Origin of the sequence: uncultured Tateyamaria sp., from assembly GCF_947503415.1 — a bacterium.
Classification (GTDB): domain Bacteria; phylum Pseudomonadota; class Alphaproteobacteria; order Rhodobacterales; family Rhodobacteraceae; genus Tateyamaria.
In genome coordinates this window covers 1575320-1588539 of sequence record NZ_CANNDS010000001.1, presented here as the reverse complement: position 1 = coordinate 1588539, position 13220 = coordinate 1575320, and the positions used below count along the sequence as shown (strand labels likewise).

Below are 13220 nucleotides of genomic sequence, written 5' to 3'. Positions count from 1 at the left end.
ATGATACGACGCCATTTTCTAGCGACAGCCACCAGCTTTGCAGCCTTCGTTCCTGCGCTGCCTGCCTTTGCTCTGAATGAAGCCGGGGCAGAGCGTCTGATCAATTCGCTTGTCGGTGACATCAACGGTGTCATTGCCTCCGGCAAAGGCGAAAACGCCATGTTCCGCGATTTTGAACGTATCTTTGCCCGGTACAGCGACACATCCTACATCGCCGCATATGCAATGGGTGTTGACGGTCGCCGGGCCAGCAACGCGCAAAAACGCGCCTTCTCGGACGCCTTTCAAGGTTACATTGCGCGCAAATACGGGCGTCGTTTCCGCGAGTTCATCGGCGGTCGACTGGAAGTCAAAGGCGTGCGTAAGGTCAAGAACTGGTTCGAAGTTGAAACAACGGCCTTTTTGCGCGGTGAATCACCGTTTGCTGTGACGTTTCATGTGTCCAACCGTTCTGGTCGTGACCTGTTTTTCAACATGTTCATCGAAGGCGTGAACCTTCTGCTCACCGAACGTACCGAGGTGGGTGCATTGATTGACCGCAATGGCGGCAGTATCGACGCGATGATCTCTGACCTGCGCAAAGTGGGCTGAACCCGCTAGCGGCTTTCGCCGGGAATACGGTCATTCGGGCGGGTGGGGGCACTGCCTCCGCCCAGAATGTCCCGCACCAGCATTTCAATCAAACCTTCGGTGGTACGGGGGACTTCGCGTCTTTGCCTTGGTGCTGCCGGGGCAGGTTCGGGGCGTGATGCGCCCGCAGGGGCTTGCATCGGCAACGGCTTTGCTGGCACGCCTTCGTGCACACGTACCATTGTTTCGCGCCAGATCTCGGCCGGCAGGCCGCCGCCTGTCACCCCTGTCAGCGGCGTGTTGTCGTCGTAGCCCATCCAGACACCCGCCACATAATCAGCAGTGAAGCCCACGAACCATGCGTCCCGCGCGGCCTGCGTGGTGCCGGTCTTGCCTGCAATTTCGCGGCCGCCGAACTGGGCCCGCCCACCGGTGCCCTCGCTAACGACCTTTTCCATCATCCAGATCAGTTGCGCCGCCGCACTGTCCTGAACCACACGTTCGCCAATGCCACCGCCGGTGCCCATTAAGGGCTCATCATCCCCCTGCAGGCGCAGGTCAATCAGCCCGTAAGGCGTAACCGATGACCCGCCATTCAGAATGCCCGCGTAAGCCCCGGTCATATCGAGCAGCGTGCTTTCCGATGCCCCGAGCGCCAGGGCCGGACCATTGGCCATTTCGTTGTCGATGCCAAAGTCTGTCGCCACCCGTCGCACCAGATCGCGGCCTACACTTTCGGACACTTTGACAGCCGGAATGTTCAGTGATTGCGCCAAGGCTTGTGTCAGCGTCACCCTGCCTGAATAAGTGTTGGTGTAGTTGCGTGGGGACCACGGCCCAGACCCGGGAATATCGATGGTCATGGGGCTGTCATCCACCGTATCGAGCGGAGAGTAGCCAAGTTCAAGTGCGGCTGCATAAACAAAGGGCTTGAACGCGGAACCGGTCTGCCGTTCCGCCTGGATGGCCCGGTTGAATACACCCGATACGCGCGTTTCGCGGCCGCCCACCATCGCGCGCACGGCTCCGTCCGCGCTCATCACCACAATTGCGGCCTGGGCTTTAGAACCTTCGCGTACCTTGGTGTCGAAGACCTGTTTCAGCGCCTCCTCCGCGGCGCGTTGCAGGCGCTGGTCAAGCGTGGTGCGGATGATCACGTCTTCGGTGGTGTTGCGGGTGAAAAACTCCGGACCGGTCGACATGACCCAATCCGCGAAATAGCCACCGGCCTTGCGCCGCGCGGCGGGCGATAACGTTGCCGGGTTCTGCTGCCATTGGGTCACTTCGGCACCAGACAGATAACCCTGATCGCCCATCAGGCGCAGCACGGTGGCTGCCCGGTCCTGCGAGCGTTGCAGGTTGGATGTCGGCGCCATACGCGACGGCGCTGTCAGAAGGCCTGCAATCATCGCGCCTTCGGCAGGCGTGAGACCGGCGGCGGGCTTGCCGAAATAGCGCTGTGCGGCGGCCTCGGCCCCGTAAGCACCGCCGCCCATATAGGCGCGGTTGAGGTAGATCGACAGGATCTCGTCCTTGGAATACTTCGCCTCCATCGCCATGGCATAGATGGCTTCCTTGGCCTTGCGCTGGATTGATCCGCGACGGCAATCAGCAACATAAGCTGCTTCGGATTTCCATTCACTGGGGTCGTATTCAACACCGAGGCACAAGAGCTTGGCTGTCTGCTGAGTGATGGTCGAGCCGCCATGGCCCTGCAACGGCCCACGCCCTTCGCTCAGATTGATACGTATGGCCCCGGCCATACCACGCGGGCTAACGCCGAAATGGCGGTAAAACCGTTTGTCTTCGGTGGCAATCACCGCATTTTTTAGACCGGGCGCCACGGTCGAGGCCATTACCGCCCCACCGAACTGATCGCCACGCCATGCAAAGCGTTCGCCCTCGCGGTCCAGCAATGTGACGGACCCGCGCGCACGGCCATCAAGCAATTCGTTTACATCCGGCAGCGTGGTCCAGAAGTATCCCACTGCAAGTGCAATGCCTGCCGTGACGGTTAGTCCGACGCGCCACGTGACCCACCAGACAAGGCGCAGCACCCAACGGAACAAGCGGACAAAAATGTTGCGAGATGGTTTCTTGATCGGAGCCCTGCGACGCTTGGCCGGTCCCTTGCGCGCAACCTTTTTGACGGGCTTTTTCGCAGCCTTCTTGGGGTAGCGACGGTCGGCCACCAAGGGTCGTTTGCCCTTTTTTGAATCACTCATACTCGACCCCTGCCCGGCCTTTTGTTTGTGCCACTTTATCGTGTTTGACGCGCTTTGCCACGCCTAGCGCACGCGGCGTTCACGATTCTGATATGCTAAATTTTTAAGCTGTCACGTCGTTTTGCGCATTTTTTATGCACATACCCACTGCATGCGCGGTCTTTGCGCGGGTGAAATCTTTGCCCGCTTCGCCCGATGCTCTCTTTTCCCACACGTATCGCAGGACAACCTGCCAACGTAAGGGGACATGTGGTGAAACTCATCATTGCAACGATCAAGCCGTTCAAGCTGGAGGAGGTTCGCGAAGCGCTGACCGAGGCCGGTGTGCGCGGCATGATGGTCACGGAAATCAAGGGCTTCGGCTCTCAATCGGGTCACACGGAAATCTATCGCGGCGCAGAATACGCGGTGAACTTCGTGCCCAAGGTCAAGATCGAGATCGTGGTTGCTGCCTCAATGGCCGACCAGATCGTCGAAACCATCACCAAAACCGCCCAGACGGGCAAGATCGGGGACGGCAAGATCTTTGTTCTCGACGTCAGCCAAGCCGTGCGCGTGCGCACCGGTGAAACCAACGAAGACGCCATCTGAGCGCCAGTCATAGGGAAAAACGGAACAATGAAACTCACGAAATCTCTTGTAGTTGGTGCGGGTCTGACCGCCCTGCCGACGCTGGCGCTGGCGCAGGATGCCGCCCCGGGCTTTGACGAAATCGGCCCCTACATCATGACCACCCTGCTGTTCTGCATGGCGGGCTTTCTGGTTTTCTTCATGGCCGCAGGTTTTGCCATGCTGGAAGGCGGGCTGGTGCGTTCCAAGAACGTGACCATGCAGATGACCAAGAACATCGCGCTCTATTCCATTGCCGCGATCATGTATTGGCTTGTTGGCTTTAACCTGATGTATCCGGGCGAATTTAACGGCTATATCGGCAGCTTCTTTGTGCCCACCGTGCTTGATCCCGTTGGCGTTGCGGCAGAAAAGGCGGCGCTGGATTATGCGTCCATCGGGTCGGACTTCTTTTTCCAGCTGGTGTTTGTGGCTGCAACGGCATCCATCGTATCGGGCGCACTGGCCGAGCGCATCAAGCTGTGGCCCTTCCTGATCTTCGTCGTCGTTCTGACAGGCTTCATGTATCCGATTTCCGGTTCCTGGAAATGGGGCGCAGGTTGGCTGGACGCTGCAGGGTTCCAGGACTTTGCCGGTTCGACAGTCGTGCACTCTGTGGGTGGCTGGGCCGCTCTGGCCGGTGCCATTGTGCTGGGCCCGCGCCTAGGCAAGTACAAGGACGGTCGCGTGAACCCCATGCCCGGTTCGAACCTTGCCCTTGCGACTTTGGGGACGTTCATCCTGTGGCTGGGTTGGTTTGGTTTCAACGGCGGTTCGCAGCTGGCGATGGGAACCGTGGGTGACGTCAGCGACGTGAGCCGCATCTTTGCCAACACCAACATGGCCGCCGCTGCCGGTGCTGTGACGGCTCTGATCCTGACTCAGCTGCTGTACAAAAAGCCCGACCTTACGATGGTGCTGAACGGCGCGCTTGCTGGTTTGGTCTCCATTACGGCCGAACCTCTGGCCCCATCGCTCTTTGGTGCGCTTTGGATCGGTGCCATCGGTGGCGTGATCGTGGTCTTCACCGTGCCACTGCTCGACAAGCTGAAGATCGACGATGTGGTCGGTGCAATCCCGGTTCACCTGTTTGCAGGCATCTGGGGCACCATCGCGGTGGTCTTTTACAACAGTGACGCGAACCTTGGCACGCAGCTGATGGGCATCATCGCCTACGGTGTGTTTACCTTCGTGGCGTCGCTGATCGTATGGTTTGTTCTCAAAACCGTCATGGGTATCCGCGTCAGCGAAGAGGACGAGATCAACGGCCTCGATATGTCCGAGCTGGGCATGGAAGCCTATCCGGAATTCTCAAAAGGCTAAGGCTCCTTCCCCTTAGCTAGAGAACCAACTGACCGGGCGTTCGCGCCCGGTCTTTTTTTGATTTAATGGTCAGGTATCGCCTGCTCCAGACCGACCCTCCGGGGGGAGTTTATTTGGCAAGATGAAGAAATCTGCACCGCGTGGTCTTACGCGCGGTGAGAAGGTTCAGCTTGGCCACCAGGCTTGTTCACCAAAGGTTTCGCCTGCCCTCCAATGCACGGAAGACTGCCCCTTGAGCACCTCCGCCCCGCGCAATTGGTTCGCGATGTTTGCAAGATCCTCTGTCTCAAGCAGGGGTGCCCAAGCCTTTGCCGTGTTGGCGATGTGATAGAGGAAGACACTACGCGTTTCTATGTTGCTCGTGGCGCTGTCGGCGTAGTCTTCAAGACGTGCAAGGATAGCGCCGCGCACTGCCGGGTGACTGAGCGCTTGTTCAAACGCAGGACCTGCGAGCCCCGCGCGTTCCGCCATCTCGATCAGGTGATGGGCCACCACGTTGTCGCGCTTCCGGTTTTGATCAGACGCCCGCTTTGACAATGGCGTCTGCCAGGATCGGAATGGTTTGCGCTTTCAGGCCCGCGATGTTCATGCGGCTGTCTCCGACCATGTAAATGCCACTGTCTTCGCGCATCTTCACCACGTTTTCGGGGGCGGCCCCAAGGCGTGAGAACATGCCGCGGTGCTGGGCCAGAAAGCCGAAGCGGTTGGAGCCGGAGCGGGTCTCCAGTTCCTTGGCGAGCTGTTCGCGCAAGCTGAGCATGCCTATGCGCATGTCTTCCAGCTCTGCCTGCCAATCGGCGCGCAGGGCGTCGTCGTTCAGGATCATCGTCACCAGCCGCGCACCGTGGTCCGGCGGGAAGGAGTAGTTCTGACGGTTGAGGAAGTTGAGCGTGCCCTGCGCAATCGCCTTGTCCGTGCCACCCGCCACCAGCATCAGGATGCCAGTGCGCTCGCGGTAGATGCCGAAATTTTTTGAGCAGCTGGCCGCAATCAGGCATTCCGGCACCGCCGCCGCGACCTTGCGCGTGCCAGCGGCGTCCGCGTCCAGACCGTCGCCAAATCCTTGATACGCGATGTCGATCATCGGGGTTGCGCCCGTTTCGTGCAGGACCTTGATCACCTCATCCCATTGCGGGCCCGTCAGGTTGGCACCGGTGGGGTTGTGGCAGCAGCCGTGCAACAGGATCAGGTCGCCCTTTTTTGCCGTCTTCAGGTCCGCGATCATGCCGTCGAAATCCACGCCCCGCGTGTCATCATCGAAATAGCGGTACATCACCTTTTCCATGCCAAGGTAGTCGAGGATGGACAGGTGGTTGGGCCAGGTAGGGTCGGACACGAATACGCGTGCATCCGGGTTGGCCATCTTGACCAGTTCGAAGGCCTGGCGCACTGCCCCGGTGCCGCCGGGGGTGGCGACCGAGTTGACCGCAGCACGTGGCACCGCATCGCCCAGCACCAGATTGACCATCGCGTCGTTGAAGTCAGGCGCACCGGCAAGGCCCACGTAAGATTTGGTGTCCTGCGCCTCCCACAGCTTGTGTTCAGCGGCCTTGATCGCGCGCATGATCGGCGTGTTGCCGGATGCGTCCTTGTAGACGCCGACGCCAAGGTCGACTTTGTCGGTGCGCGGGTCTTCGCGGTACATCTGCATCAGCATCAGGATGCCGTCGGGTTTCTGCGCGGTCAGGTGTTCAAACATCAGGCGTCTCCTGTGGCGACGGGGACCATGAGCGACATGCCCCATTCGGCCCAACTGCCGTCGTAAAGGGCCCAACTGTCGTGGCCCATGCGGTCCAATGCCAGCGACAGGATGGCAGCAGTGATGCCTGACCCGCAGCTGGTGATGATAGGTTTGTCGAGGTCCACGCCGGCGGCTTCAAAAATGGCGCGAGTGTCCTGCGGTGATTTCATCGTTTTGTCTGCGTTCAGCAATGTGTCGTAGGGCACGTTGCGTGAGCCGGGGATGTGGCCGGGGCGCATTCCTTCACGCGGTTCAGATGCTTCGCCCTTGAAGCGGGCAGCGGCCCGGGCATCGACCACTTGCGTCGTACCCAATTTGGAAGCCTGGCTCACTTGGGTGACATCTCGAACAAGGTGGTTCTGGAACCGCGCTGTCAAGTGCCGGTCCTTGATGATGGGCGCCATATCTTCGACAGCACGACCTTCGGCTTGCCACTTGGGAAAACCGCCATCCAGCACGGCCACATCGCGGTGGCCCATAAGGCGGAACAACCACCAAACGCGCGCAGCACTCAGCAAGCCGTTGCCATCATAGACAACGACCTGATGCCCGTCACCCACGCCCATCGCACGCATGCGGGACATGAACTTCTCGGGTGGCGGGGCCATATGCGGCAAATCTGAACGTGCGTCGCTGACGTCGTCGATATCAAAGAAGCGTGTTCCGGGGATATGGGCCGCTTCGTATTCGGCCTTTGCGTCGCGACCGGCGTCAGGCAAATACCAAGACGCGTCAAGCAACCGCAGGTCAGGGTCCTTGAGATGCGCCGCCAGCCAGTCGGTCGAAACAAGGGTGCGTGGATCGTCTGACATGGGGTGAGTCCCTTCGAGTGGCCAAAAACGCCCTTGGGTAACGCCGTGCGACGCGCCGTTCAAGGGTGGTCCACCCTTCCCTATTCCAAAAAATCCGGCCCGAAGGGTCGATCTACAGGTGGGCAGGGTCAGCCACGTTCCTTGAGCAGGCGCTGTTTCTGGCGACCCCAGTCGCGCTTGGCCGAAGTGTCGCGCTTGTCGTGCAGCTTCTTGCCCTTTGCGATGCCGATCTTCAGCTTCGCCATGCCCTTGTGGTTGAAGTAAAGTACGAGAGGTACAAGCGTCATGCCCTTGCGTTGGGTGGCATTCCAAAGGTTGGACAGTTCCTTGCGCGACACCAACAACTTGCGGGGGCGACGCTCGTCATGTTTGAACGACTTTGCCTGATCGTAAGGCGCGATATAGCTGTTCACCAACCACAACTCACCATTGTCCACATGCGCGTAGCTTTCGGCAATGTTGGCCCCGCCCGCCCGCAGGGATTTAACCTCGGACCCTTCCAGCACGATACCGCATTCGAGGTCATCCTCGATTGCATAGTCAAAGCGGGCGCGCCGATTTTCGGCGGCCACCTTGTAGTTGGGGTCTGATTTACCTTGGGCCATGGACGGTGGATGTAGGGGGTTGGACTGGTGCAGGCAAGAGGTGCGTCGGGGTTCATGGAATCTTGGCGATTGTACGGATAGGGTCGCCGCAAGGGCAAGAAACGGAGAAGAGAGATGCGGGTGTGGTTGATCCTGTTGGCGTGCGTAACCCTGATCGGATGCACGGAGCCAGTGCCGCCGAACGGGGTTGCACGGATCATTGCGACTGGCGACAGCATGCTGGCTTGGAATGCCGGATCCAACCGATCCGTTGTCGCGGAGCTGGAAAAACGTTTGGGCGCGCAGGTTGTTGACCGGTCCGTGGTGGGCGCGCGGTATCACTATGTTTTGCCCATCAGCGGCAGCCTGGGTGTGCGGATCGGGGCGCAATACGTGTCTGGCCCGTGGGATTGGGTTGTGATGAACGGCGGTGGCAATGACCTGTGGCTGGGCTGTGGCTGCCGTAAGTGCGAAGCACAACTGGATCGATTGATTTCAAAGGACGGGTCCGCCGGGACCGTGGCCGACATGGTAAAGCGGGCACGGGCAGATGGCGCGCGGGTGGTGTTTGTCGGTTATCTCCGTACGCCGGGTCAGCCATCGATCATCGATCACTGCCGTACATGGGGTGAACAATACGAGACCCGCTTGGATCTTATGGCAGCACGCGACGACGGCGTGACCTTTGTCTCTGTGGCCGATGTTGTACCTTACGGTGATCTGAGCTTTCACGACGGGGACCGAATCCATCCCTCGCCCAAGGGCAGTGCCGCCATAGCTGCGCGGATTGCCGCCGCGATTCGCTGAAGTGGGTTCCAAGCGCGCGCCCCGAGCTGAGCCAAGGCGCGCGCGAAATGTCAGGAAAACGCCCGTTTCAATATCGGAATGCGTGACAGGATCAGCCAGTCGAGCAGCAGAACGGTCAACAGAGTGATGCCAGCCATCGGGAAGGCAAGCGACACCGCAAGCCCGACAAGCACGGCCCCCTGCCACAGCGGCATGTTGCGCGGCAGCGCGGGTGCGGCCAACCGTAGACCACCGGCGGGGCGCCGTTTCCACCACATCACCACGCCTGACAGCGACAGGAACAGCACGGCCAGACAGACGATTGTGTTGGCCAGCACGCTCCACAATCCCAGCGTGCCCATGTGCAGCGCGATGCCCACAGCCATGGCCTTGCCCGCAAGCGAATAGTCCGCGAATTTCACATCGGCCAGGATCTTGCCCGTGTACTGATCAACATGCGTGGTCCGGTCGGCCATAGGGTTTTCGCTGTCATTGCTCATGCTGTCGCGCGACAGGGTCCAGACCCCATCAGCCCCGCCGGGCACGTTCAACTGATACCGTGCGTCGAACCCGATCTGACGTGCCAGCATGTCCACACTGTCCAGCGTCACGGCCATGCCGTCCGGCAAGCCCGTGATCCCGGCCTGACTGCCCGACGCGGGCATGGGTGTTTGCTCCAGCGCCCACGGCACTTCCTTGGGGCCGTGGTTCATTGCGGCATGGGTGTCGTCGGACAAGGGAACATTGTCCCATTTCTCGGCGGGAAACTGGCTCCAGGCCTGAACCATCTTGCCGCCCCAGATGCCAGCCCAAGCAAGGCCCGAGATGAGGAAGAAGAACAGGAAGACCGAGATCCAGATACCGAAGACCCCGTGCAAAGATTTCCACGCGCTGCGCCCACGTCCCAAGGCAGGTATCAGTGCCGCCCGCCAGCCCGCACCTCGGGGCCACCACATATACAGACCCGTGGCGATCAGGACCATGCCAAGCGAGGCGGCAATTTCGATCATCCGATCGCCGGTGACGCCCAGCATGAGACTGCCATGCACATTGTCCGCAAAGTCGTACCAGCCGGAGCGGCGGGGGAAGGTTTCCAGGACGGCACCTGTGTAGGGGTCGATGGCAACCATGGTGGCGGTCTCGTCTACGTCCACACGGAAAATGGCAGCGCGGTCAGCGCTGCGCGGGGCCACGTATTGGCGTACCACGCCGTCCGGAACGGCGGCCACGGCGGCATCGGCCTGTTGCGAGATTGCGAGGGCGATCCCTTGCGGGACAACCGGGATGCGGTCACCGTCGCGCCCGTCAAGGAACGCGATCCAAAGCATTGCCATCCCGGTGATTGCCAGCATTGCGAAGAACGGGATGACGTAGAGCCCGGCGTAAAAATGCCATCGCCACGCGGCGCGATAGAGTTTGGAGGACGCAGTTGCGTCTTGCGCCCGTGCGGGCGCTTGTGTCGGGTCGATTGAGACCATGGAAATATTCCTCTGTCAGATCAATGTGTTGGATTGGGTCTGTCAGAGCGGCGTGGGTGGTCCCCTTGGCCTGGTGCGGTCGGGGCGATGCTGTGCCAACGCCGTAGAAATGCGGGTAAGGTTGGGCGCAAAGACCGTGATCTGGGCCGCTTCGGCACGGAAGGCCGTGTCCGGGAGACTATCAAGTGCGGTCTGGCCCGCCCAGTCGCAGAGCTGATGCTGCGCCTCGACCGGGTTGCCTTCGGCATCCAGTGTGACGGTTGTGGTTTCAAGCCCGGTGCAGATCACCATGGTGATGCCGCCCGCATTCGCTTCGGGCATGGCACCCGGCGCGATCAGGGAAAACAGGGTGAAGATCAGCGTGAACAGGGCGCGCGTGGCCCGTTGGGCCGTTCCAGAGGACCGGTTTGGAGCAACTGCGCGCATGCTCTCAATTTAGACGAGAAAAAACCCCTCCGCCACAGCCTTAACTGCGACGTGGCAGCGCGTCGCTGCCCAGCCTCTCAGGAAGGATTTGTCAGGAACAGGAACGAGCGCGGCGTGTTTGGTCAGTCGCCAAGTTTCTTGTGCACTTCGTCAAGGTCGATCTCACCAATGGGCATCTTGTTTGAAGGGTCTTCGAAGTCATATTTGAACACTTCGAAATCGCGCTTGTAGATTTCATAGACCAGATGCATCGACAGATCGTCGAAGTAGTCCTCGACCGGATGTGCGCGTTTCGGACCGTGCCCTTCGCTTTCGTTGAAGCGCGGGATGCCTGCAATGTCGATGGCGTGCGGGGTTTCAACCGCTTGCATCACCTGCTCCATGCCCTCATTGAATTTCTCGGTCCAGATGATCTTGTCATAGCGGCCTCCGTTCACGATGAACGTGCTGACGTGGCCGGACATAGCGGACCAGTGGATGTCAGGCTCCATCGGGCGGCGCCAGCGAATGGTGTCGCGGGCAAACAGAAGAAATCGGCGGAACGACTTGATCTGGTCGAATTCCTGCTTGCCATCGTCGCCGCCCACCTCGATCCCGTATTTCTGGATGAGCAGCGGCACGAGGTTGCCGCGGTAGCGTTTGCCATTGCGCTGGATGCCGCAGATCTTGTCAAAGAAGGATGACAGGATGCGGGTGTAGGGGTTGCGCACGCAGGTGAAGGAGTACGAGCCGTGAGTTTTCACGTTGTCGGTGATGATCGGCTGGCTCGCCTCAAGCGCCCATTTGTGCATGCCACCTTGCGCGTCATGGATGTCGCCGTCGAAGAATTCGCCGTGGTCGGAATAGAACATGATCTGCCCGATGGTCGAGCAGGCGCATTTCGGCACCACGCGGTACACCACGCTTTCACTTTCCGTCATCCAGGTGCCGGGAAATCCCATACCACTCGCCCTTTTTACCGATTGCGACCCTTGCCGTTCGCGTTGTGGCGCAAAAAAGCAAATAAATCCTGTTTATTCAATCTCTCCTTAGCTTTATCACCGTAAACAATCATACGCTAAGAGGCAGTAAAGTTTCCTGAATGGCAAGAATCGCCTACATCCTGCTGTGTCACAAGGACCCGGATGCCATCATCAAGCAGGCGGAACGGCTGACGGCCGCGGGCGACTACATGTCCATTCACTTCGATGCGCGCGCCAGCAGCGCCGCCTTTGCGGAGATACGTGCAGCGCTCAAGGACAATTCGAATGTGGTGTTTGCCCATAAACGTATCCGCTGTGGATGGGGTGAGTGGAGCCTTGTACAGGCGACTCTGCACGCCGTGGAAAGTGCGGTTGAAGCGTTCCCGCGCGCCACACATTTCTACATGCTTTCAGGCGATTGCATGGCCATCAAATCAGCTGAGTACACCCACCAGTTTCTAGACGACAATGACGCCGATTTTATCGAGAGCCTGGACTATTTCGAGAGCGACTGGATCAAGACAGGCATGAAGGAAGAGCGGTTGATCTACCGCCACTTCTTCAATGAACGCACGCAAAAGCGTCGTTTCTATGCGAGCTACCACCTGCAGCAACGCTTTGGCTTCAAGCGCGAGATACCGGCTGACATTCAGGTACAGATCGGCAGCCAATGGTGGTGTTTGCGCCGTCGTACAATTGAGTGGGTGCTGGATTTCACCCGCCAGCGCCGCGACGTGATGCGCTTTTTTCGCACCACCTGGATTCCGGACGAGACATTCTTTCAAACCATCGTGCGCCATGTCGTTCCAGAGGATGAGATTCGCACGCGCACGCTGACCTTCCTGATGTTTACCGACTATGGGATGCCGGTGACCTTCTATGACGATCACTATGATCTGTTGTTGAGCCAGGATTTCCTGTTCGCCCGCAAGATCAGTCCAGAAGCCCGCGATTTGAAACGCCGTTTGGGTCTGCTGTATGCCGCCGAAAACGTGCCGTTTCAGATATCGAACGAGGGCGCCAGCCTGTTCAAGTTTCTGACGGGGCGCGGGCGGATTGGCCGCCGTTTCGCCACGCGATTCTGGGAGACCGAGAGCACGCTCGGCCGAAATCGAGAGCTGTTGATCATCATTTGCAAGAAGTGGCACGTGGCCAAGCGGTTGCTTGAACGTATCCGCGTGATGACCAACGTGCCCGCCATCGAATACTTGTTCAACGAAGAACACACGCCCCTGCCCGATCTGGGCGGTATCCAGAACACGTTGGAAAAGCGCACGCGCCACCGCCGTGCCCTAATGCGGATGCTTTTCGACTATTACGAGACCGACAAGCTGATCGTGTGCATGGATCCCGGCAATCTGGATCTGTTGCAGGACTTCGCGGGAGATCGGTCGATCACTCGAATGCTGGAAATTCAATGTTCGTTTTCGGATGACTACTTGATCGGTCACGCCATGCGCGTGGGCTTGGCCGGGGAGCAGACCAGCCCGGAAACGCTGGAACGCCTGCTGCCCACAATCCGCAACGACATGATCTTTGAATCCGATCGCATTCGGGACGCTGATTTCGAACATCTGGATCGGATGCGGGAGGAGGCGGACATCGAAGACAACGCCAATGCCCTTTCCCGCTTTCTGACGGTGCCCACCGAGAAGGCGCGCGAGATCGCGACCGTCGATTACCTCTATGCCGACTGAGTTCGTC

General features: G+C 59.5%; 13 protein-coding genes. 5 read left to right on the top strand and 8 right to left on the bottom strand.

Annotation, left to right across the window (positions count from 1 at the left end; genetic code table 11):
- Entirely contained in the window at positions 1 to 591 is a 591-nt protein-coding gene (locus Q1A32_RS07715; protein ID WP_299607517.1) for a phospholipid-binding protein MlaC, read from the top strand.
- 5 nt (positions 592 to 596) lie between these two features.
- Here the strand turns inward: Q1A32_RS07715 and Q1A32_RS07710 are convergent, their stop codons facing one another.
- Complete coding sequence (locus tag Q1A32_RS07710) at positions 597 to 2795, bottom strand: transglycosylase domain-containing protein (RefSeq protein ID WP_299651571.1); 2199 nt, start codon at positions 2793 to 2795, stop codon at positions 597 to 599.
- Positions 2796 to 3047: 252 nt separating this feature from the next.
- On the opposite strand from Q1A32_RS07710, the gene Q1A32_RS07705 reads away from it, so the two are divergent.
- Both Q1A32_RS07705 and Q1A32_RS07700 read left to right on the top strand, forming a co-directional pair.
- A complete protein-coding gene (locus Q1A32_RS07705) occupies positions 3048 to 3386 on the top strand; it encodes a P-II family nitrogen regulator (protein ID WP_299607522.1) in 339 nt (112 codons plus the stop codon).
- Positions 3387 to 3413: 27 nt separating this feature from the next.
- Complete coding sequence (locus Q1A32_RS07700; RefSeq protein WP_299651569.1) at positions 3414 to 4727, top strand: ammonium transporter; 1314 nt, start codon at positions 3414 to 3416, stop codon at positions 4725 to 4727.
- A 165-nt stretch (positions 4728 to 4892) separates the two neighbouring features.
- Here Q1A32_RS07700 and Q1A32_RS07695 read toward each other — a convergent pair whose 3' ends face one another.
- From Q1A32_RS07695 to smpB, 4 genes are all read right to left on the bottom strand, one after another.
- Positions 4893 to 5219, bottom strand: coding sequence for a hypothetical protein (locus tag Q1A32_RS07695; RefSeq protein WP_299651567.1), 327 nt, complete (start codon positions 5217 to 5219; stop codon positions 4893 to 4895).
- A 25-nt stretch (positions 5220 to 5244) separates the two neighbouring features.
- Entirely contained in the window at positions 5245 to 6426 is a 1182-nt protein-coding gene (locus tag Q1A32_RS07690; RefSeq protein ID WP_299651565.1) for an amino acid aminotransferase, read from the bottom strand.
- Positions 6426 to 7280, bottom strand: coding sequence for a 3-mercaptopyruvate sulfurtransferase (gene sseA, locus Q1A32_RS07685; RefSeq protein WP_299651563.1), 855 nt, complete (start codon positions 7278 to 7280; stop codon positions 6426 to 6428). The genes Q1A32_RS07690 and sseA overlap by 1 nt, the downstream gene beginning before the upstream one ends.
- Before the next feature lie 128 nt (positions 7281 to 7408).
- Positions 7409 to 7885 carry an SsrA-binding protein SmpB gene (gene smpB, locus Q1A32_RS07680; RefSeq protein WP_299607533.1) on the bottom strand — a complete coding sequence of 159 codons (477 nt, stop codon included), beginning with the start codon at positions 7883 to 7885 and terminating at the stop codon, positions 7409 to 7411.
- Between the two features lie 114 nt (positions 7886 to 7999).
- Between smpB and Q1A32_RS07675 the strand changes: the two genes are divergently transcribed.
- Positions 8000 to 8671, top strand: coding sequence for an SGNH/GDSL hydrolase family protein (locus Q1A32_RS07675; RefSeq protein WP_299651561.1), 672 nt, complete (start codon positions 8000 to 8002; stop codon positions 8669 to 8671).
- Between the two features lie 50 nt (positions 8672 to 8721).
- Here Q1A32_RS07675 and Q1A32_RS07670 read toward each other — a convergent pair whose 3' ends face one another.
- The 3 genes from Q1A32_RS07670 to Q1A32_RS07660 form a co-directional block, all read right to left on the bottom strand.
- A complete protein-coding gene (locus Q1A32_RS07670; protein ID WP_299651559.1) occupies positions 8722 to 10128 on the bottom strand; it encodes a PepSY domain-containing protein in 1407 nt (468 codons plus the stop codon).
- A 42-nt stretch (positions 10129 to 10170) separates the two neighbouring features.
- Complete coding sequence (locus Q1A32_RS07665; RefSeq protein ID WP_299651557.1) at positions 10171 to 10554, bottom strand: hypothetical protein; 384 nt, start codon at positions 10552 to 10554, stop codon at positions 10171 to 10173.
- Between the two features lie 122 nt (positions 10555 to 10676).
- Complete coding sequence (locus Q1A32_RS07660) at positions 10677 to 11495, bottom strand: sulfotransferase family protein (protein WP_299651555.1); 819 nt, start codon at positions 11493 to 11495, stop codon at positions 10677 to 10679.
- Between the two features lie 140 nt (positions 11496 to 11635).
- Here Q1A32_RS07660 and Q1A32_RS07655 point away from each other — a divergent pair, with 140 nt between their 5' ends.
- Positions 11636 to 13213: a DUF5928 domain-containing protein gene (locus tag Q1A32_RS07655; RefSeq protein WP_299607543.1), complete on the top strand. Its 1578-nt coding sequence runs from the start codon at positions 11636 to 11638 to the stop codon at positions 13211 to 13213.
- Positions 13214 to 13220 lie beyond the last annotated feature (7 nt).

Coding starts and splice junctions, on each gene's coding strand:
- sseA (WP_299651563.1), bottom strand. CDS start 7,280: ATGTCAGACGATCCACGCACCCTTGTTTCGACCGACTGGCTGGCGGCG.
- Q1A32_RS07715 (WP_299607517.1), top strand. CDS start 1: ATGATACGACGCCATTTTCTAGCGACAGCCACCAGCTTTGCAGCCTTC.
- smpB (WP_299607533.1), bottom strand. CDS start 7,885: ATGGCCCAAGGTAAATCAGACCCCAACTACAAGGTGGCCGCCGAAAAT.
- Q1A32_RS07660 (WP_299651555.1), bottom strand. CDS start 11,495: ATGGGATTTCCCGGCACCTGGATGACGGAAAGTGAAAGCGTGGTGTAC.
- Q1A32_RS07690 (WP_299651565.1), bottom strand. CDS start 6,426: ATGTTTGAACACCTGACCGCGCAGAAACCCGACGGCATCCTGATGCTG.
- Q1A32_RS07710 (WP_299651571.1), bottom strand. CDS start 2,795: ATGAGTGATTCAAAAAAGGGCAAACGACCCTTGGTGGCCGACCGTCGC.
- Q1A32_RS07665 (WP_299651557.1), bottom strand. CDS start 10,554: ATGCGCGCAGTTGCTCCAAACCGGTCCTCTGGAACGGCCCAACGGGCC.
- Q1A32_RS07655 (WP_299607543.1), top strand. CDS start 11,636: ATGGCAAGAATCGCCTACATCCTGCTGTGTCACAAGGACCCGGATGCC.
- Q1A32_RS07670 (WP_299651559.1), bottom strand. CDS start 10,128: ATGGTCTCAATCGACCCGACACAAGCGCCCGCACGGGCGCAAGACGCA.
- Q1A32_RS07700 (WP_299651569.1), top strand. CDS start 3,414: ATGAAACTCACGAAATCTCTTGTAGTTGGTGCGGGTCTGACCGCCCTG.
- Q1A32_RS07675 (WP_299651561.1), top strand. CDS start 8,000: ATGCGGGTGTGGTTGATCCTGTTGGCGTGCGTAACCCTGATCGGATGC.